A 17,229-nucleotide genomic window follows, 5' to 3' on the forward strand; every position below is an offset into this window, starting at 1 on the left:
GGCACGCGCATTGAGATCGACGACGCGCCCGCGCTGGGCTTGCAGGCCAGGCCTGCGCTGCTGCTGGACACCATCGAGCACGTGGGCATCAACAACCTGCCAAAGGACACGGCGGCATCGATTGCGGCGCAGCTGGGTGCGCTGACGGAGCACCTCGTGTTCGACCAGCCGTGCGCCCCTGTGACGGCCGAGGCCGATGTGTTCGGGCTGGTGTCTGCAGCCACAGGCACGCACAACAACACTATCCACCCGCAGCCCCAGAGCCTGGCCACCGCCCAGGCCCAGGGTTACGCCAACAGCTTCTCGGGCGTGCACGCCCCGCGCCCCTGGCGCCCGGCCCTGGCCGCGGCCGACGGTGCCCGCCTGCATGCCAGGCCCACGGCCAGCGGCGTGCACAGCGCCATCGTGGTCGGGCCTTCGGGCGAGACCTCGCCCAATGGCGCCGACGAGCTGTACTGCAACGACCGTGGCGACGTGCGCGTGCGCTTCCACTGGCAGAACAACGCCAGCGACAACAGCAACGGTGACAACGCCCAGGACAACCGCAGCACCCGCTGGATCCGTGTGGCCCAACGCCAGGCGGGTCCCGGCATGGGCTGGCAGTGGCTGCCGCGCATCGGTCAGGAAGTGCTGGTCAAGTTCGTCGACCTGGATGTGGACCAGCCCGTCATCGTCGGCGCGCTGTACAACGGCCGCGGCGACGGCGGCATCGCCCCCACGCCCGGTGGCGCATCGCGCGACAGCGGCGAACAGGGCAACGGCAGCAACGACAACAACGACGTTTTCGCCCAGGCGAGCAATGCCTCGCCCAGCGCCCAGGCCAACCTCGCAGCCGGCCATGCCCCGCCCTGGCACGGCGCCAGCGCCGACGACAAGGGCCACCGCAACGCGGCCGCCCTGAGCGGCTTCAAGACCAAGGAGTTCGGCGGCGAGGGCTTCAGCCAATTGGTGTTCGACGATTCGAACCAGCAGCTGCGCGTGCAACTGCATGCGAGCACCGCCCACAGCCAGCTGAACCTGGGCCACCTGATCCACCAGGCCGACAACTTCCGCGGCAGCTTCCGCGGCCAGGGCCTGGAGCTGCGCACCGACGGCTATGCCGCCCTGCGCGGCGGCAAGGGCGTCTTGCTGAGCACCTACCACGGCGCAGGCGGCCAGAAGCTCGAGCCCGTGGGCGACTTCGCCGCCGGCATGGCGCTGCTTAAGCAGGTGCAGCAGCTGGGCCAGGCCCTGAGCGATGCGGCCAAGACCCACGAGACGGTACAGCTGGCTGGGCACATCGGTGCCAACAAGGTCGACGAATCGCAACTCGACAAGGAGCGTGCCCCTTACGCCGCGATGGAACGCACCGTCAGCGGCATGGTGACCGCCGACGCGCTCGACACCGCCTACGCCGATGCAGCAGACAAAACCATCGCCACCGGCGAAGGCAAGGTGCCGCACACGAGCGACGCCGTGATCGCGCTAGCCGCACGCGGCGGGCTGGCGATGGTGGCCGGCCAACAGCTGCAGGTCGTCAGCGGCGAGACCGCCACGCTGGCCAGCGGCGGCGACATCAACCTGGCGCTGGCCGACGTGCTGCGCGTGCACAGCGGCCAGGCCATCGGCGTGCTGGCCGGGGCGCAGAAGGCCGATGCGGACACGGGCCTGTCGGTCATCGCGGGCAACGACGACCTGGACTTCCAGGCGCAGCACGACGAACTGCGCGTACAGGCCAAGAAAGCGCTGAAGATCGCCAGCACCGACCAGACGGTGGAGTTCGCAGCCAAGAAGAAGATCCGCATCGCGACGGCGCAGGGCGCGTCGATCACGCTGCAGGATGGGGACATCACCTTCGAGTGCCCGGGGAAGATCACTTATCACTCGGTGCAGCGGAAGTTGGCCGGGCCGACCGCCAAGGACTATCGCTTGCCGACCTTTGTCCGTTCTACGCTGAGCGCCTCGAGCATCAAGTTCGATCTGCGCCTCGCTGACACACCGGGAACAGGAGGGCACGCACTGGCCCATACGCCTTGGCGCATCGCGACCGGAGACGCGCCGACAGCGCTGTACACCATCGACGAAAGGTGCTTGGTCGCGGAGGGAAAAACGGATGAGGAGGGCAAGCTCGTCTTGTCGGACGATCAGGAAAAGGCGCTGGAGCAGGCCTATCGAACACACCCCAGCGCTATCTGGCTGGTCTATCCGGGGCAGACAGTCTTGTTGACTGGCGTGCAGGAATCCGATGACTGGAATGCCGAAGACCGGATGCTCCATGCCCTCGACGCGGCCGACTTCACCGGGCAACGCGAGCAAACCCGCTTTGCGAAACAGGTGCAGCCCAACCTCGCCTACGCCAAGGAGGCGCTGGGCGCCGCGAGCGAAGGCACGCTCTACGAGCACGTCAAGAAGTAACAGAGATTCGACATGGTTGATACCCAAAAACAGATCACGCAGCTGTGGGACGGCAAGCACCAACCTGTCGCGCCGGCCAAGAGCATCCCCGGCTGGTTCGTTCAAGATAGCGTCAAGGTGCCGGGGCAAGACAAGGAGCAAGTCTGGGGAGATCAGTTTTCCGACGTTCGAAGCGGAAACAAGGTCGAGTTCTACGTCTCAGGCAAGGAATACTTCGACAAGGTCGGAGCCGCCATCAAGAATGCAAAAAAATGCATCTTCATCGCCGGCTGGCAGGTGAACTTCGACGTCCAGATCACGCAGGACGGAAAGATGCTGTTCCAGCTTCTGGACGAGGCGCTCAACCATGCCGACGTGTTTGTCATGCCCTGGATGTCACCGAAGATCGGTGTCGACACTGGCGACTTCGAGACCATGTTGGTGCTCCATCACCTGAACGCGGGTCGCACAGGGCCGCATCGTGCGCATTGCCTCCCGGCCATTGCACAGAGCGACATGTCCGGCGCACTCAACATCGGTTTTGCGCATCACCAGAAACTCGTGGTCGTCGACAACCAATATGCCTTCATGGGCGGCATGGACCTGGCCTATGGTCGCAACGACGATGGCGCCTTCAAGCTCGAGTCCGGTGGCCGCACGAACAAGGAGCTTTACAACACCTGCATACCGCCCATCCACGAAGTCAGCCACGTTGAGAAAGTCAAGTACCTGACGCGTGCAGAACTGGTCGCCGCCTGCTTCGAAGGCAAGGTCGCAGAGGCGGCGCAGTTCGTCACATCGGCCCCCATCAAGCCGGTGGCCGTTGCACAGGACGCGATCGGTGCCGTGAGCGACAAAGTGAAAGACACGCACAAGGAGTTCGCCGACTGGTGGAGTGCCATCGACCTGGTGCCTGAGTTCATGCGGCAGCTGCAGGATATCCCTCTCGATGCTGCCCAAGGCATCTCTCGCTGGGCCTACGGCAGCCTCGACAAATCCCTGCAAAACCAGTTCGATCGACTGAACGAAAGCGGGACCGCCAATGCAATCGACAGTGCGACCGTCGTGGTCGCGTGGCTGAACAACATCGACATGAGCGGGCTTCCGCCCAAGCTGCTGGAAGAGACGAGAAAAGCCTTCGAGGCGTTGACCTTTTCGCTTCTGGGCTTGTTGACTTCTGGTGCCTCCAACCGCAAGCAGCCGTACGCCAATCTGCGCAAACTTGGCAAGACGCTGCCGCCGCCCAAGGTAGTCGACCCTGCCAAGCAACCCCGGATGCCCTGGCACGACGTGCAATGTCGCGTCGAAGGCCCCTCGGTACATGACCTGAGTCGCAACTTCGTCCGCCGCTGGAATGGTATTGCCAAGCGATACGAAGGATCCAGTGCACGCCTGGTGCAGGGCGTCAACGGCGTCATCAAACAGATCTACGACGTGCTCGGGGTGCCGCCTGCGGCCTTCAAGCCGTTGAAGCTGCCGCGCATTCCCGCTGCACATGTGCCTGCTGCAGCAACAGCCGCCGCGGCGAAGCCCGGCAAATCCTGGGTGCAGGTGTTGCGCAGCGCACCACGTCGATTGCTTGCCGATGAAGGTGCGGCCCTCGGCGCGCCGCAGAGGGCCGACAGCTACGCGCAAAACAACTGCCTCAAGGGCATGCTGAAGGCCATCGCCGGGTCGCAGTGTTTCATCTACATCGAGGGGCAGTTCTACCAGACGGCGTGCGGCAAGCAAGTTCCACCGCGCGATGCGATGCCTTCCGGTCCCATGGGCGCCTTGATCGATATCCGCATGTCACCGGGCTACCGCAAGTACGCCCGCATGCTGGGCATCGAAGGCGTCCCCGCGAATGAGATTGCAAGCAAGTTGATCTGGAGCAAGATCGACGATGTGCGTCGCGACCTGAAGGGCGGCGGTGCCGACTTCATGAACGACGTGATGGCGACGATCAAGAACACAGCCATGGCAGAGATCACCAACAAGCTGGGGCCAGAGCAGTCAGCCCTGCTCAACCCTGTGGGCAGGGCGCTGGTGCGGCGCATCGAGCGGGCTGTGCTCGAAAAGAGCGACTTCCATGTCTACCTGGTGCTGCCGATGCATCCGGAAGGCACGCTCGACACAATGAACATCATGGCGCAGTTGCATCTGACGATGCAGTCGCTGGTATTCGCCGACGACAGCCTGCTCAACGGTGTGCGGCGAGCGGTGATGCTGGGCGAGTATGTGCACGAGAAGAAGATGAGCGAAGAGGCAGCGAGGTCTGCCGTACGTGCGCTGGATGCCGAGAGCGCAACGGGGGGAGAGCTGTCAAGAATCGTCGGTGAGCGATGGTCCAGGTACCTGACTCTGCTGAATCTGCGCAATTGGACGACCCTGGGCGGCCGCCCGATGACCGAACAGTGCTACGTGCATTCCAAACTGCTGATTGCCGACGACCGCGTAGCGGTGCTGGGCAGTGCCAACATCAACGACCGCAGCATGCAGGGTGACCGGGATTCGGAGTTGGCGATCATCGTGAACGACGACACGAAGGTGAAAGTTGCCCTCAACGGCAAAGACAGCGTGGATGTGGGCGCGGCCGTTCACGACCTGCGAGTGCGGTTGTGGCGAAAGCTGTTTGGATTGACCGATGGGGCGACGCATCCGGCGAGCAGCCTGGAGACGGTGCTTACACACCCAGCATCTCCTGCGACATGGCAGGCGATTCAGAAGGTGGCGGCGGCGAATGCAAAGGCCTACAGGGCAGCGTTCAAGTTCCTGCCCAAGGCACAGGGGCCCAGTTCCATCTGGCCCACCTGGGACAGCAAGAAGGGGGTGCTTGAGCACTACATGCCTTTCAACGAGCGCTTCTGGCGAGATACAGAGCCGCGTGACGAATCGTTTACCTGGGATGCCAAAAGCAGGGTACTCGAATCCGCTCCTAAAGACATCCAGGGCTTTATCGTTGCGCTCCCCGTTGCCTGGACACAGGGAGAGAACAACCGCTCGCGCATGAACCTGACCTTGCTTGCGAACCAGATGCCCAGTCCGACACAAAATCCCGAAGCTGTCCAGTCCGCCTTGGCGTCCATGACCAATACTGCGACGGCTCCCCAAGGAGAAAATGTTTGATTCACCGACCCATGCCTTCTTCAACGCACACTGCGGCGCCAGCTCTTTTGTTGCTGGTCCTTCTGACAGGCTGCCAGCCCTCCAATTCGCAGGAGCCGCGCAAGACCACTCAGGAGCGGCAGGAAGAAAAGTATGTGGTGCCCAAGCCCAATGCCAAGGAACTGCTCGAATCCACGGCGCCCGGCTATGTGTCGCCGAGCGGTACGTCTCAAGAGTGCCTGGGGCGCCTGGTGTTCGATGTGACCCGGCCGGTGCAGTGGCCGGTGGCCAATGGCCGGCGGAGCGAAACATTCGGAGTCCGCAAATTTTCGGAGAACGTCCGCGATGGCCAGGATCGGTTGCGAATCGGCACTGTGGATGTTGCGACGGTAAAGATCGATCAGACATCCAATCTGCAAAAGTTCGCGGAAAGTCACGAGAGCGAAAAGCGCTATCGGATGGAAGAATTGAATTCCGAGATAAGGAGTCGCCAAGAGTCCGCGGATGATCGTCAAAAGAGAATGGCTACAGCCTCTGATGAGAAGAGGAAAGACATCGAGGGGGCGAGGGCCGATGATCTGGCGGCGGTGAAGGAGCTGCAAGCTGCCTTGGCTGAAGTGCAGGCTGATTGGAAGACACTGGACTTGGGGATTCCTGAAAGCTTTGGCTTTTGGAAACGTGGTTCACCGCTGCAGCCAGGTGCAGGGCATGACTCGGATGGGTCCTACTTCTATGCCTATATCGAACGCAACGGCTATATCTACGCCTTCAAGAGCGGAAGCGACCTTGGCAAGGCCGCACACCAGAAAGAGTTCCTCCCTTTCCTTCAGCGCTTCCGCCCTCGCGCAGCCGGCGAGATCCCCAAAGACCTCGGCATCTGCATCCCCTACGGCTTCATCGCCGACGATGGCAAGTCGACGATTTTCAATCGCATGTCGATCCGCTACGACGATGCGCCCGGGGTGCTCTACACCATTCAAACGTCCAACGTCGATCCTCGGCTCGGCCCCGAAACCACGACCCTCACGGCCGCAGGCCGCGCACTGGCCGGCCACATCGGGGGCTACGAGAAGGAGCTGGCCGACAAGTACGTGACGAAGAAAATCGGCCCCCGCATTGTCAAGATCGGCGGCCTCACCGCGCAGCAAGGCGGCTTTGCCGCGCAGAAGCCCGACAACGAAGGCAAGCCCATGAACGTCTACAGCGTGTTCACGGGCTATGGGGGCTGGCAGGGCACGTTCGTGCTGCCTTCAATCCTGGTGGACATGCGCAGCTACACCCGACTCGAGGCTCCAGAGCTGAGCGTCAACCCACCGCCGTTCGACCAAAGCATGGAGCGCTTGAGCGCGCTGCTCGGCAGCATCCGCCTGCGGCCCACGCAGCCGCCGATGCCGGAACTGGCGAACCTGCCTGCGAAGTAGCGCTGCGACCGGCCAGCCCTGGCCTTGCTCAGAACGGATACCGCCGCGCCGTCGTTTGCACCGTAATCCACCGCAGCTCAGTGAACGCTTCGACACCAGCGCGCCCGCCGAACCGCCCATAACCCGACGCCTTCACCCCCCCAAACGGCATCTGCGCCTCGTCATGCACCGTTGGCCCATTGACGTGGCAGATCCCCGCCTCGATGCGCTGCGCCACGTTCCATGCGCGCGCCACGTCGCGGCCGAACACCGCTGACGACAAACCGAACTCGTTGTCGTTGGCCACCGCCACCGCCTCTTCCACGCCGTTCACGCGCACGACCGCCTTCACCGGCCCGAACGATTCCTCGCGGTAGATGGCCATCGCGGGCGTGACGTGGTCGAGCACGGTGGCGGGCATCAGCGTGTTCTGCGCCTTGCCGCCGCACACGAGCACGGCGCCCTTGGCGAGGGCGTCGTCGATCAGGGCGTTGCAGCGGGTCACGGTGCTCATGTCGACGACCGAGCCCAGCACGACGGGGCCTTCGCGCGGGTCGCCGAGCGGCAGCGCCTGTGCGCGGGCGGCGAACTTGAAGACGAATTCGTCGGCGACGGCGTTGTCGACCACGAGGCGTTCGGTCGACATGCAGATCTGGCCCGAGTTGGCGAAGGCGCCGAAGATCGCGCCGTCCACGGCCGCGTCGATGTCGGCGTCGTCGAGCACCACGAAGGGCGCCTTGCCGCCGAGTTCGAGCACGGCGGGTTTCAGGTACGTGGCGCAGGTCTGCGCGATGAGGCGGCCCACGCGTGTGGAGCCGGTGAAGTTGACGCGCCGCACGGCCGGGTGCGCGACCATGGCCTCGACCACGGCGCCTGCATCGGCCGGCGCGTTGGTGACGAAGTTGACGGTGCCCTGGGGCAGGCCGGCCTCGGCCAGCGCTTCGATGATGAGCGCATGCGTCTCGGGGCACAGCTCGGAGCCCTTGAGCACGACGGTGTTGCCGCAGGCCAGCGGCGTGGCGATGGCGCGCGTGGCCAGGATCACGGGGGCGTTCCATGGCGCGATGCCCAGCACCACACCGGCGGCCTGGCGCACGCCCATGGCAAGGCTGCCGGGCACGTCGGACGGAATGACTTCGCCCGCGATCTGCGTGGTGAGCGACGCGGCCTCGGTGAGGATGCCGGCCGCCAGGTGCACGTTGAAGCCCGCCCACAGCGCCGAGGCACCGGTCTCGCGCGCCATGGCCTGCACGAAGGCGTCGGCGCGCGCTTCGAGCGCGTGCGCGGCCTTGAGCAGCAAGGCGCGGCGTTCGTTGGGGCCGGTCTGCGACCAGGTGGCGAAGGCGCGTTGCGCGGCGTCGACAGCGGCGACCGCGTCGGCGGGCGTGGCGGCGGGGGCGCGCGTGGCGATGCCACCGTCCAGCGGGTTGCGGCGCTCGAAGGTGGCGCCGCCGGTGGCCGCGCGGCGTTCGCCGTCGATGAGCATGGAGATGTCGGTCATGGGTGTCCTTTGCAAGAAAGAAAGAGGAAGAGGGTGGTTCAGGCCACGCCCAGGTAGGCCTGGCGCACGGCGTCGGAATGCAGCAGCGCCTGCGCTTCGCCCGCGGCGACGACGCGCCCGCGTTCGAGCACGTAGCCGCGGTCGGCGGCCTGCAAGGCCTTGCGCACGTTCTGCTCGACCATGAGCACGGTCACGCCCTGGTCGGCGATGCGGCGCACGATGGCGAGCAGCTCGTCGACCATGCGCGGCGCGAGGCCGAGCGAGGGCTCGTCGAGCATCAGCAGGCGCGGCCCGCTCATGAGGGCGCGCGCCACGGCCACCATCTGCTGCTCGCCGCCGCTCATGGTGCCGGCGAGCTGCGTGGCGCGTTCCTTCAAACGCGGAAAGTCGTCGAAGGCGCGCGCGAGGCGCTCGGCGCGCAGCCGCGCAGGAATGAGCCAGCCGCCGAGCTCGAGGTTCTCGGTGACGGTCATCTGCGGGAACAGCTGGCGGCCCTCGGCCACCAGCGCCAGGCCGCGCCGCACGCAGGCGGTGGCATCGGTGGACGGCAGCGCCGCACCGTCGAGCACCGCCTCGCCCGAGCGCGGCAGCAGCCCTGCGAGCGCCTTGAGGAGCGTGGTCTTGCCCGCGCCGTTGGGCCCGAGCACGACGGTGACGCCGGGCGTCACGTCGAGGTCCAGGCCCTGGATGACCTGGAAGCCGTGGTAGCCGGCCGCAAGACCGCGCACGGTCATCTGGGTGCCGCTCATGCCGTGGTCTCCATCTCGTCGCCCAGGTAGGCCTCGACCACCTCGGCATTGCGCACGACCTCGGCCGGCGTGCCGTCGGCGATCTTGCGGCCCTGGTGCAGCACCAGCACGCGCTCGACGTACTTCAGCAGCGTGGTCACGGCATGCTCGATCCACACGACGGCGAGGCCATGGTCGTCGCGCAGGCGGCGGATGCGCCGCGCCATGGCATCGACCTCCGCCTCGGTGAGGCCGGCCGCCACCTCGTCGAGCAGCAGCACGCGCGGCCGCGTGCCCAGCGCCATGCCGATCTCGAGCAACCGCTGCTGCGAGGGCGTGACGTCGGCCGCGATCTGCGTCGCGAGGCCGCCCAGGCCCAGCATGTCGAGGATCTCGCCGGTGCTGCCCAGGCCCGCGATGGGCGCGCGGCGGCGGCCGGCGAACTGCATGCCGAAGCGCACGTTGTCTTCGAGCGTCATGTCGGCCATCACGCGCGGGGTCTGGAAGGTGCGTGCGATGCCGTGGGCGGCGTACAGGTGCGGGCCGCGCCGTGTCAGGTCGACATCGCCTTCCACCAGCAGCCGTCCCGACGTCGGCATGACCACGCCCGAGATCGCATTGAAGAAGGTCGTCTTGCCCGCGCCGTTGGGGCCGATGATGCCGACCAGCTCGCCCGCGTGCAGCGTGGCGTTCACGGCATCGACCGCAGTGAGTCCGCCGAAGCGCACCGTGAGGTCGCGGGCTTCGAGAAGCGGCGTGGCCTTCATGGTGCGTGCCTCCGCAACGCGGCCGCCTTGCGCTGCCACAGCGACGCGAGACCGTTGGGCAGGTACATCACGCACAGGATGAGCAGCAGCCCCAGCACCATCATGTAGCCGTAGGGCAGCTGCAGCCGCAGCGTCTCCGAGAGCAGGCTGAACACGATGGCCGCGGCCACCGGTCCGCCGATGCTGGCGGCGCCGCCGATCATCGCGATCAGCACGGTCTGGAAGCCGATGAAGGGGCTGAACACGGCGGCCGGTTCGATGTAGGTCCAGCGCACGGCCATCGCGGCGCCCACTGCCCCGGCGAAGGCGGCGGTGAGCGCGAAGCCGGCGATCTTCACGCGGCGCGTGTCCACGCCCAGCGTCTGCGCGCGCTGCTCGTCGGCGCCGATGCCAGCCAGCGCCAGGCCGAAGCGGCTGCGCTTCACGAGCAGCGCCGTGGCAATGGCCGCTCCCGCAATCGCCAGCACCGTGAGGTACACCGTCTCGTTCGACGGCACCACCGTGAGCACGCGGCCCACGGTGCCAGAGACCTGCTTCTCGACGAAGGTGACGGCATGGCGGATCAGCTCGGTCATGCCGAAGGTCAGCACGGCGAAGTAGGTGCCGCGCAGGTGCAGCACGGCCGCGCCCATCAGCACCGCCACCGCGCTCGCGATGGCCGCGCCGCTCAGGATCACCAGCGGCCAGGGCAGCACCTCCAGCAGCGTCGCGCTCGCATACGCGCCCAGGCCGAAGAAGGCCGAGGTGGCGAGCGACAGGTAGCGCGTGGCACCGCAGAACAGCGACCAGCTCGTGGCCAGCGCGATGTACATCAGGCAGCCGAGCGCGACCGACGCAATGAACTCGCTCGCGACCCACGGCACGGCGGCCGCCAGCGCGAGGCCGATGCAAAGCACCCACCACGGTTTGTTTTGAAAGAGGGAATTCATCTTCTGGAGAACAGTCCGTTAGGCCGCCAGATCAGCACGCCGATGAACACGGCGTACGACAGCAGCATCTTGAGCGAGGGGCTCGTGTAGTACATGCCCAGCGCTTCGACCACGCCCAGCAGCAGGCCGCCGACGAGGCTGCCCGCGATGCTGCCGAAGCCGCCGAGGGTGATGACGATCAGCGCCGTCACGGTGTAGGGCTCGCCCATCGAGGGCGAGATCTCGTAGGTCATCGACAGCAGCGCGCCGGCCACGCCCGACAGGCCCAGGCCGATGCCGAACATCAGCGGGTGCAGCCGCTTGGTGTTGATGCCCACGAGCTGCGCGCCGGTGGGCGACTGCATCAGCGCGCGCACCGCCTTGCCCAGCAGCGTGAGCTTGAGCAGCGCGATGAGCACGAGGCTCAGCGCCAGCGCCACGCCGAACAGCACCAGCTTGTTGGCGGTGAAGCGCATTTCGCCCAGCTGCACCGGTTCGGCCAGGTAGTCGTAGCCGCGCAGGTCGCCACCCCACACGAGCAGGGCGGTGTTCTGCACGAAGAACATCAGGCCGAAGCCGACCATCAGGCTGCGCGCCTCGAACACGTCGACGTTCGGCGCGCGCGCCGCCACCTGGCGAAAGCACAGCCAGTGCACCGCCATGCCCAGCGCCATCAGCAGCACGAAGGCCACCGGCATGAACACCAGCGGCGAGATGCCCAGCGCCGTGTGCGCCCACCAGGTGAGAAAGGCGCCGAGCATCAGGAACTCGCCGTGCGAGATGTTCATGATGCGCATCAGCCCGTACTGCAGGTTCAGTCCGATGGCCACCAGCGCATAGATGCCGCCCGTGATCAATCCGCCGGCCAGGAGCTCGGCCCATCCAGAGAACGACACGCTGTTATTTCCAGGCCGGTTTCGGCATCAGTTGCGCGGTGGCGCGGTCCTTGGGCCACACCACTTCGAAGTCGCCGCCCTGCCACTGCGACACGGTACCGGGGATCGACGCGTTCTCGCTGCCCTCGAAGCGGATCGGCCCGAGGATGGTCTTGAACTCGTTCTTCGCGATCTGCTCGCGCAGCGCCTTGCGATCGAGGCCCACTTTCTCCACCGCCTGCTGCAGGATCTGCAGGCCGGCCCACGCATGGCCGCTGGCCCAGCGGTCGGGCTCCTTGCCGAACTTCTTGGTGTGCGCATCGAAGTAGGCCTTGGCTTCGGGGCTGGTCTTGCCGTTCCACGAGCCCATGCCGATCACGCCCTCGGTGTTGGCCGCCATCACGTTCTTGTAGAGCTGGAAGGCCGTGCCCACCGAGGTGTAGAAGTACTTCGGGTTGAAGCCCACTTCGCGCGCCTGCCGGCTCGCCAGGATGGTGTCCGGCGGGTAGGTGATGCCGATGAAGGCGTCGGGGTTCAGGTCCTTCATGGTGCGCAGCACGGGCGCGAGGTCTTTCACGCCGAGCGGGTAGCTCTTGCGGTCGAGCACCTGGATCTGCGTCTTCTTCAGCGCGTTGTTCAGCGCCGCGAAGTTCTCCAGGCCGAACAGGTCGTCCATGTAGACGATGGTGATGGTCTTCACGTTCTGCGCCACCAGCATGTCGACCAGCGCGCCCATCATCTTGTCGGGCTGCTGCAGCAGCGAGAAGAAGAAGGGCAGGCGCATGTCGATGAGCTTGCGCGACAGGGCCGTGGGCGCCAGCAGCGGGTAGCCGAAGCGGTTGGCCAGTGGCGCGACCGCGAAGTTGGCGCCCGATCCCCAGGGCGGCAGCACGAGGTCGACCTTGTCGCTCCCCATGAGCTTTTCAAACGTGCGCACGCAGGTCTCGGTCTCGCTGCGGTCGTCGTAGCCGATGAGCTCGATGGGGCGCTTGGCGCCCTTCACCGACAGGCCGCCCGCGGCGTTGACCTGCTCGGCCCACAGCAGGTAGTTGGGTTCCTGGCTCACCTGCGCGCCCGCGGCCCAGGGGCCGGTGCGGGCGATGGCGTAGCCGATGCGAACGGGCGCGCTCTGCGCGAACAGCTGCGGCGCGACGGCGGCCGCGCCCAGCGCGGTGGCCGTGCCCTGAATCCAGTGGCGGCGGGTGGGGTGAAGCATGGAGGTCTCCTTCCGGGCGTCGGTATGCGCCCGCTGACCGGGATCGTAGAAACGCACGCCCTTTGCCGCTGTGCCCGCCGCGCACAAAGCACTTGACGCAGCGTGCATGCGCCTAGTGGTTAACCCGCAAAGGCGAGGGCTTTGCGGGCACTCCACAATGCGCGGCATCCTGCTGCCGTGTTGCAATCTTTCGTCTTCACTGCTTTCGCCCCATGACCGCGTCCCTGCTCCTGTCCACCGACGCCATCCCGCCGAAGGAACGCGGGCCGCTGTGGTGCGAGTGGGTGTGGCGCCACTTCGGCGGCCTCGGCTCCGACCTGTACGGCGACAGCGATTTCGACGGCCACCTCGCGTCCTCGCACGCGGGCGACGTGATCCTCACGCGGCTCGAGGCGAACCGGCATCGCGTGCTGCGCACCCCGCAGATGGCGCGCCTGAGCGATGCGCCCTACCTGAAGATCGTCGCGCCCTGGCAGGGCTCGGCCGAGGTCACGCAGCGCGGGCGCGCGGCGGCGGTGCGCGCGGGCGGCTGGACGCTGTACGACACCACGCTCGACTACACCGTGGCCAACCCCGAGCGCAGCGACCACCTCATCGTGATGCTGCCGAAAGACCAGATCGCCTCGCCCGCGCTGCCGCTGGGCGACCTCGTGGCGCGGCGCATCGGCGGCGACAGCGGCATCTCGCGCGTGGCGCTGGAGACCATGCGCAACACCTACCTGGAGCTGCCCCACATGAGCGAGGCCGCCGCGCGCGGCGCGGGCGAGTTGCTGATCCAGCTGGTGCGCCTGTCGCTCATGGAGCTGGCGGGCCGCAGCACCGCCCAGACCCAGCGCGAGGCACTGAAAGACCGCATCCACCGCCACGTGGCGCAGAACCTGCGCGACCCGGCGCTGTCGATCGACGGCATGGCGCTGGCCCTGCGTTGCAGCAAGCGCCTGCTGCACCAGGCCTTCGCGGGCGACGACGACACGCTCACCGGCTACATCCAGCACCAGCGGCTGGCGGCCAGCATCCGCGACCTCATCGATCCCGCGAACGCCGCGCGCTCCATCACCGACATCGCGCTGGGCGCGGGCTTCGGCAACCTCTCGCACTTCAGCCGCGTGTTCCGCGCGCACACGGGCGGCAGCCCGAGCGAGTTCAGGCGGCAGGCGACGCTGCAGCGTTGATCGTGCGGGTGCGCATCGCTCGCGGTGCGCTGCTTGCAGAGTTGCCATGAATGCTTAAGCAGCGCTTGTGTCGAAGCGGGTATCAAACCTAAATCTTCTTGGTTAACTGATTTCGCAACGGGCGTTTTCAGATCAAAAAAAAGATGCTTTAACGCGTGCGCAGCCTCGGGAGCGACGCTTCCCGCTGGTATGGTCGTGCGCGCAATTCAGCTCCACGCCATCACGCCCGTTGTCGACGCATTGGGTACTTGCTTCACATGCCCCTTCGTCACGACCGCATCTTTCCGCGCTACGCGTTCTACTGTGTGCTGGCCGGCCTGGCCGCGATCTATGTCTTCTGCGCCATGGTGCTGGTGCCGGCAAAGATCTACATCCTTCCGTACCTCATCACGCCGGACTTCGTGCGCTACAAGGGCGCCTTCTTCGTGCTGGTGCTGGCGATCCCGGCCGCGATCTACCTGATCGGCTGGAAGGGCAGCGACTTCTTCGCGTGGCTGCGCACCCCGCAGGTGCTGACGCTGACCGCGCACGGCCTGCAGCTGGGCACGCAGACGGTTGCCTTCGCCGACGTGACGCGGCTGCGCCATCGCCACAACCGCAACCACCTGCTGCTCACCACCCGCGACGGCCGCACGCTGCGCCTGCGGCTCGACCTGTGGGACGACCCGTATGCGCTCGTCGCCGAAGTGGAAGAGGCCGTCGGCGAGGTGCTGCGCCACGACGTGGAGCGGCGCCTGCATGCGGGCGACACCGTGCCCTTCGGCGCGCTGGCGCTCAATGCCGAAGGGCTGGTGCACAAGGGCCAGCTCATCGCGTGGTCGAGCATCGACACCATCCGCACGCAATCGGACGCCGAAGCCATGGACGTCGACGAGCACCTGCTCATCGTTGCCAACGGCAAGACCCGCAAGATCGATCGCTCGAAGATCGACAACGAGCCGGTGCTGATGAGCTGCCTCATGCAACGCCTGCCGTCGGCCTGAGCCCTTCTTTTTCTTTCTTCAATCTCCAAAGTACAGCGACTCACAAAATGGAAATCTACAGCTCCGCCAGCCAACAGGAAAAAACCCGCCAGGACCGCCCCGTCTTCTACTCCCGCACGCGACTGATTGCCGGTGCCACGCTCTGGGTGGTGGTCGCGGTCGTGCTCGCTGTGCTGTGCATCCGCGCGCAGGACAAGAACATCGGCATCCTCATTGCGGCGGGCTTCGGCCTGCTGGCCGCGTGGCTGGCCGTCAAGTGCATCCGCACGCTGGCCAACATCGCAACGCCTGCCTTCGTCATCGGCCGCCAGGGCCTGACCTTCGAGAACGGCCTGCTGCTGCCGTGGCACAACATCGTCGAGAACACCTGGGTCAACCAGGACTACATGGGCATTCCCATCGGCAAGCAGATCCAGATCAAGACCGACCTGCCCAAGCCGAAGGCCCGCGTGCTGCGCCGCGCGACCGCGCTGGAGATTTCGGGCGACGAGTACCTCGCCCTGTGCGACGCCTACGCGGCGTGACGGGCAAACAACCGCGCGTTTGAGCCGCCCGGCGCCTGCTGGTAGGCTGGCGGGCCGCCATCCTCCGGGCTCGCTTTCGCGGGCCCCACGCGCATGAACGCCTCTCATCGCCGGCCGGTTCCGCTGAACAAGGCCTACCGTCTCCTGAACCACGGCCCGACCGTCCTCGTGAGCGCCGCGCACGACGGCCGGCGCAACATCATGGCCGCGGCCTGGGCCATGCCGCTGGACTTCGATCCGCCCAAGGTGGCGGTGGTGCTCGACAAGAGCACCTGGACGCGCGTGCTGCTCGAAGGCGCAGGCACCTTCGCGCTGCAGGTGCCTACGCGCGCGCAGCTCGACCTGACCGAGGCCTTGGGCAACAGCTCGGGCCGCGAGATCGCCGAGCGCGACGGCAGCGACAAGTTCACCGCCTACGGCCTCTCGACCTTCGCGGGCGAGGTCACCGGCACGCCGCTGCTCGAAGGCTGCGCGGCCTGGCTCGAATGCCGGCTGCTGCCCGAGCCGCCGATCCAGCAGCGCTACGACCTGTTCCTGGGCGAGGTGATCGCGGCGCAGGCCGATGCGCGCGTGTTCTCGGAAGGCCGCTGGCATTTCGAGGGCCACGACGAGCTGCGCACGCTGCACCACGTGGCGGGCGGGCACTTCATCGTCGACGGCGAGGCGGTCGATGCGAAGGCGCTGCCGCGTTTGACACCGTAGCCTGCATGCCGGACCTGAACCTGATCATCACCGTCGTCGGTTACAGCCTCATGGGCCTGCTGGCGGCCATGATGGGGTCGCTGGGCCTGGCCGCGCTGTGGACCTGGCGCGACTGGCCCGGTGCCGACCGCCTGACCGGCCTGGCCGCGCGGCTGGCGATCCTCACGTGGATGGTGGGTGGCGTGATGCTGATCGTCGGCGGGCTGGCGATGGCCGGGCTGGCGGCCTGGGTCATCTTCTGGGCGTCCAAGCCACTGCCGTCGACGGTGCTCGGTGTTGCGGGCTACGTGGCCTCGCGGGCCGTGCTCGTGGTCATGGCGGTGCTGCTGGTGCGCAAGGGCGGGCTGGTGCTCTCCGCCTGGTGGGGCGCGAGGAAAGAAGAGGGCGCGTCCGAAGCGCCCGGCGCTACAGCACGAAAGGAATGAAGCGCCGCGTGCCGCGCATGTAGTCGCGGTAGGTGTCGCCGAAATGCGCGAGGCATTCCTTTTCGTCGCGCAGCGCCGTCAAGAAGAGGAACAGCGTGGCCATCAGCACGAGCGCCAGCGTGAGCCAGGTGAACTGCTTGAGGAACGCGCCCCAGGCCAGCAGCATCAGCGCCGTGTACATCGGGTGGCGGATGTAGCGGAAGGCGCCGGTGGTCACCAGCGCCGAGGTCTTTTCGAAGCCGTACAGGGCCGGGTCGTCGTTGCGCGCCTCGCTCGGCTTGCCCTGCGCCTTGAGCAGCCGCACCGCGTGGATCGGCAGCCAGATCGACAGCGCCAGCAGCACGCACGAGAGCAGCTGCGTGAACGAGAGCGGATCGACATGCCACACCGGCAGGTTCAGCACGATCAGCACCAGCATGCATTCCCACGCGAAGAAGCGGTAGAAGCCGTGCGAGCCGGGCTGGCTCAGCGGCCCGCGCGACACGTACAGCAGCGCGGCCGTGCCGGCGACGAAAAGAAAGAGCTGGAACCAGAGGAGCATGGCGGCCGAATTTACACGGCCCGCAAG

15 protein-coding genes are annotated in these 17,229 nt (G+C 66.4%); 8 read left to right on the forward strand and 7 right to left on the reverse strand.

What is annotated here, in order from left to right; genetic code table 11:
- From AC07XP_RS20155 to AC07XP_RS20165, 3 genes are all read left to right on the forward strand, one after another.
- Nucleotides 1-2,394: type VI secretion system Vgr family protein (locus AC07XP_RS20155; protein ID WP_495265666.1), on the forward strand; the 2,394-nt coding region annotated here is incomplete at its 5' end.
- A gap of 12 nt (nucleotides 2,395-2,406) precedes the next feature.
- A complete protein-coding gene (locus tag AC07XP_RS20160) occupies nucleotides 2,407-5,481 on the forward strand; it encodes a phospholipase D-like domain-containing protein (protein WP_495265667.1) in 3,075 nt (1,024 codons plus the stop codon).
- A gap of 11 nt (nucleotides 5,482-5,492) precedes the next feature.
- Nucleotides 5,493-6,881, forward strand: a complete 1,389-nt coding sequence (locus AC07XP_RS20165; protein ID WP_495265668.1) for a T6SS immunity protein Tli4 family protein — start codon at nucleotides 5,493-5,495, stop codon at nucleotides 6,879-6,881.
- 28 nt (nucleotides 6,882-6,909) lie between these two features.
- Here the strand turns inward: AC07XP_RS20165 and AC07XP_RS20170 are convergent, their stop codons facing one another.
- Genes AC07XP_RS20170 through AC07XP_RS20195 form a run of 6 tightly spaced genes read right to left on the reverse strand, consistent with a single transcriptional unit; the run spans nucleotide 6,910 to nucleotide 12,855 of the window.
- Nucleotides 6,910-8,361 (reverse strand): aldehyde dehydrogenase, encoded by a 1,452-nt coding sequence (locus tag AC07XP_RS20170; protein WP_495265669.1) that lies wholly within the window; start codon nucleotides 8,359-8,361, stop codon nucleotides 6,910-6,912.
- A gap of 38 nt (nucleotides 8,362-8,399) precedes the next feature.
- Nucleotides 8,400-9,110, reverse strand: a complete 711-nt coding sequence (locus AC07XP_RS20175) for an ABC transporter ATP-binding protein (RefSeq protein ID WP_495265670.1) — start codon at nucleotides 9,108-9,110, stop codon at nucleotides 8,400-8,402.
- Complete coding sequence (locus tag AC07XP_RS20180; RefSeq protein ID WP_495265671.1) at nucleotides 9,107-9,856, reverse strand: ABC transporter ATP-binding protein; 750 nt, start codon at nucleotides 9,854-9,856, stop codon at nucleotides 9,107-9,109. Before AC07XP_RS20180 ends, AC07XP_RS20175 begins: the two co-directional genes overlap by 4 nt.
- Entirely contained in the window at nucleotides 9,853-10,785 is a 933-nt protein-coding gene (locus AC07XP_RS20185; RefSeq protein ID WP_493194646.1) for a branched-chain amino acid ABC transporter permease, read from the reverse strand. Before AC07XP_RS20185 ends, AC07XP_RS20180 begins: the two co-directional genes overlap by 4 nt.
- A complete protein-coding gene (locus AC07XP_RS20190; protein ID WP_062478682.1) occupies nucleotides 10,782-11,660 on the reverse strand; it encodes a branched-chain amino acid ABC transporter permease in 879 nt (292 codons plus the stop codon). The genes AC07XP_RS20185 and AC07XP_RS20190 overlap by 4 nt, the downstream gene beginning before the upstream one ends.
- A gap of 4 nt (nucleotides 11,661-11,664) precedes the next feature.
- On the reverse strand, nucleotides 11,665-12,855 hold the full coding sequence (locus tag AC07XP_RS20195; RefSeq protein ID WP_495265672.1) for an amino acid ABC transporter substrate-binding protein: 1,191 nt from the start codon (nucleotides 12,853-12,855) through the stop codon (nucleotides 11,665-11,667).
- 212 nt (nucleotides 12,856-13,067) lie between these two features.
- Between AC07XP_RS20195 and AC07XP_RS20200 the strand changes: the two genes are divergently transcribed.
- From AC07XP_RS20200 to AC07XP_RS20220, 5 genes are all read left to right on the forward strand, one after another.
- Nucleotides 13,068-14,027 (forward strand): AraC-like ligand-binding domain-containing protein, encoded by a 960-nt coding sequence (locus AC07XP_RS20200; protein ID WP_095949420.1) that lies wholly within the window; start codon nucleotides 13,068-13,070, stop codon nucleotides 14,025-14,027.
- Between the two features lie 257 nt (nucleotides 14,028-14,284).
- Nucleotides 14,285-15,010 (forward strand): hypothetical protein, encoded by a 726-nt coding sequence (locus AC07XP_RS20205; protein ID WP_447741518.1) that lies wholly within the window; start codon nucleotides 14,285-14,287, stop codon nucleotides 15,008-15,010.
- 47 nt (nucleotides 15,011-15,057) lie between these two features.
- Nucleotides 15,058-15,534, forward strand: coding sequence for a hypothetical protein (locus tag AC07XP_RS20210; protein ID WP_062478668.1), 477 nt, complete (start codon nucleotides 15,058-15,060; stop codon nucleotides 15,532-15,534).
- A gap of 93 nt (nucleotides 15,535-15,627) precedes the next feature.
- Complete coding sequence (locus tag AC07XP_RS20215; protein WP_495265673.1) at nucleotides 15,628-16,236, forward strand: flavin reductase family protein; 609 nt, start codon at nucleotides 15,628-15,630, stop codon at nucleotides 16,234-16,236.
- A 5-nt stretch (nucleotides 16,237-16,241) separates the two neighbouring features.
- Nucleotides 16,242-16,661, forward strand: a complete 420-nt coding sequence (locus AC07XP_RS20220) for a hypothetical protein (RefSeq protein ID WP_495265674.1) — start codon at nucleotides 16,242-16,244, stop codon at nucleotides 16,659-16,661.
- On the opposite strand, the gene AC07XP_RS20225 is transcribed toward AC07XP_RS20220, so the two are convergent.
- Complete coding sequence (locus AC07XP_RS20225; RefSeq protein ID WP_307584171.1) at nucleotides 16,642-17,202, reverse strand: methyltransferase family protein; 561 nt, start codon at nucleotides 17,200-17,202, stop codon at nucleotides 16,642-16,644. The genes AC07XP_RS20220 and AC07XP_RS20225 overlap by 20 nt on opposite strands.
- Nucleotides 17,203-17,229 lie beyond the last annotated feature (27 nt).

The organism is Variovorax sp. GW531-E2 (assembly GCF_059423125.1).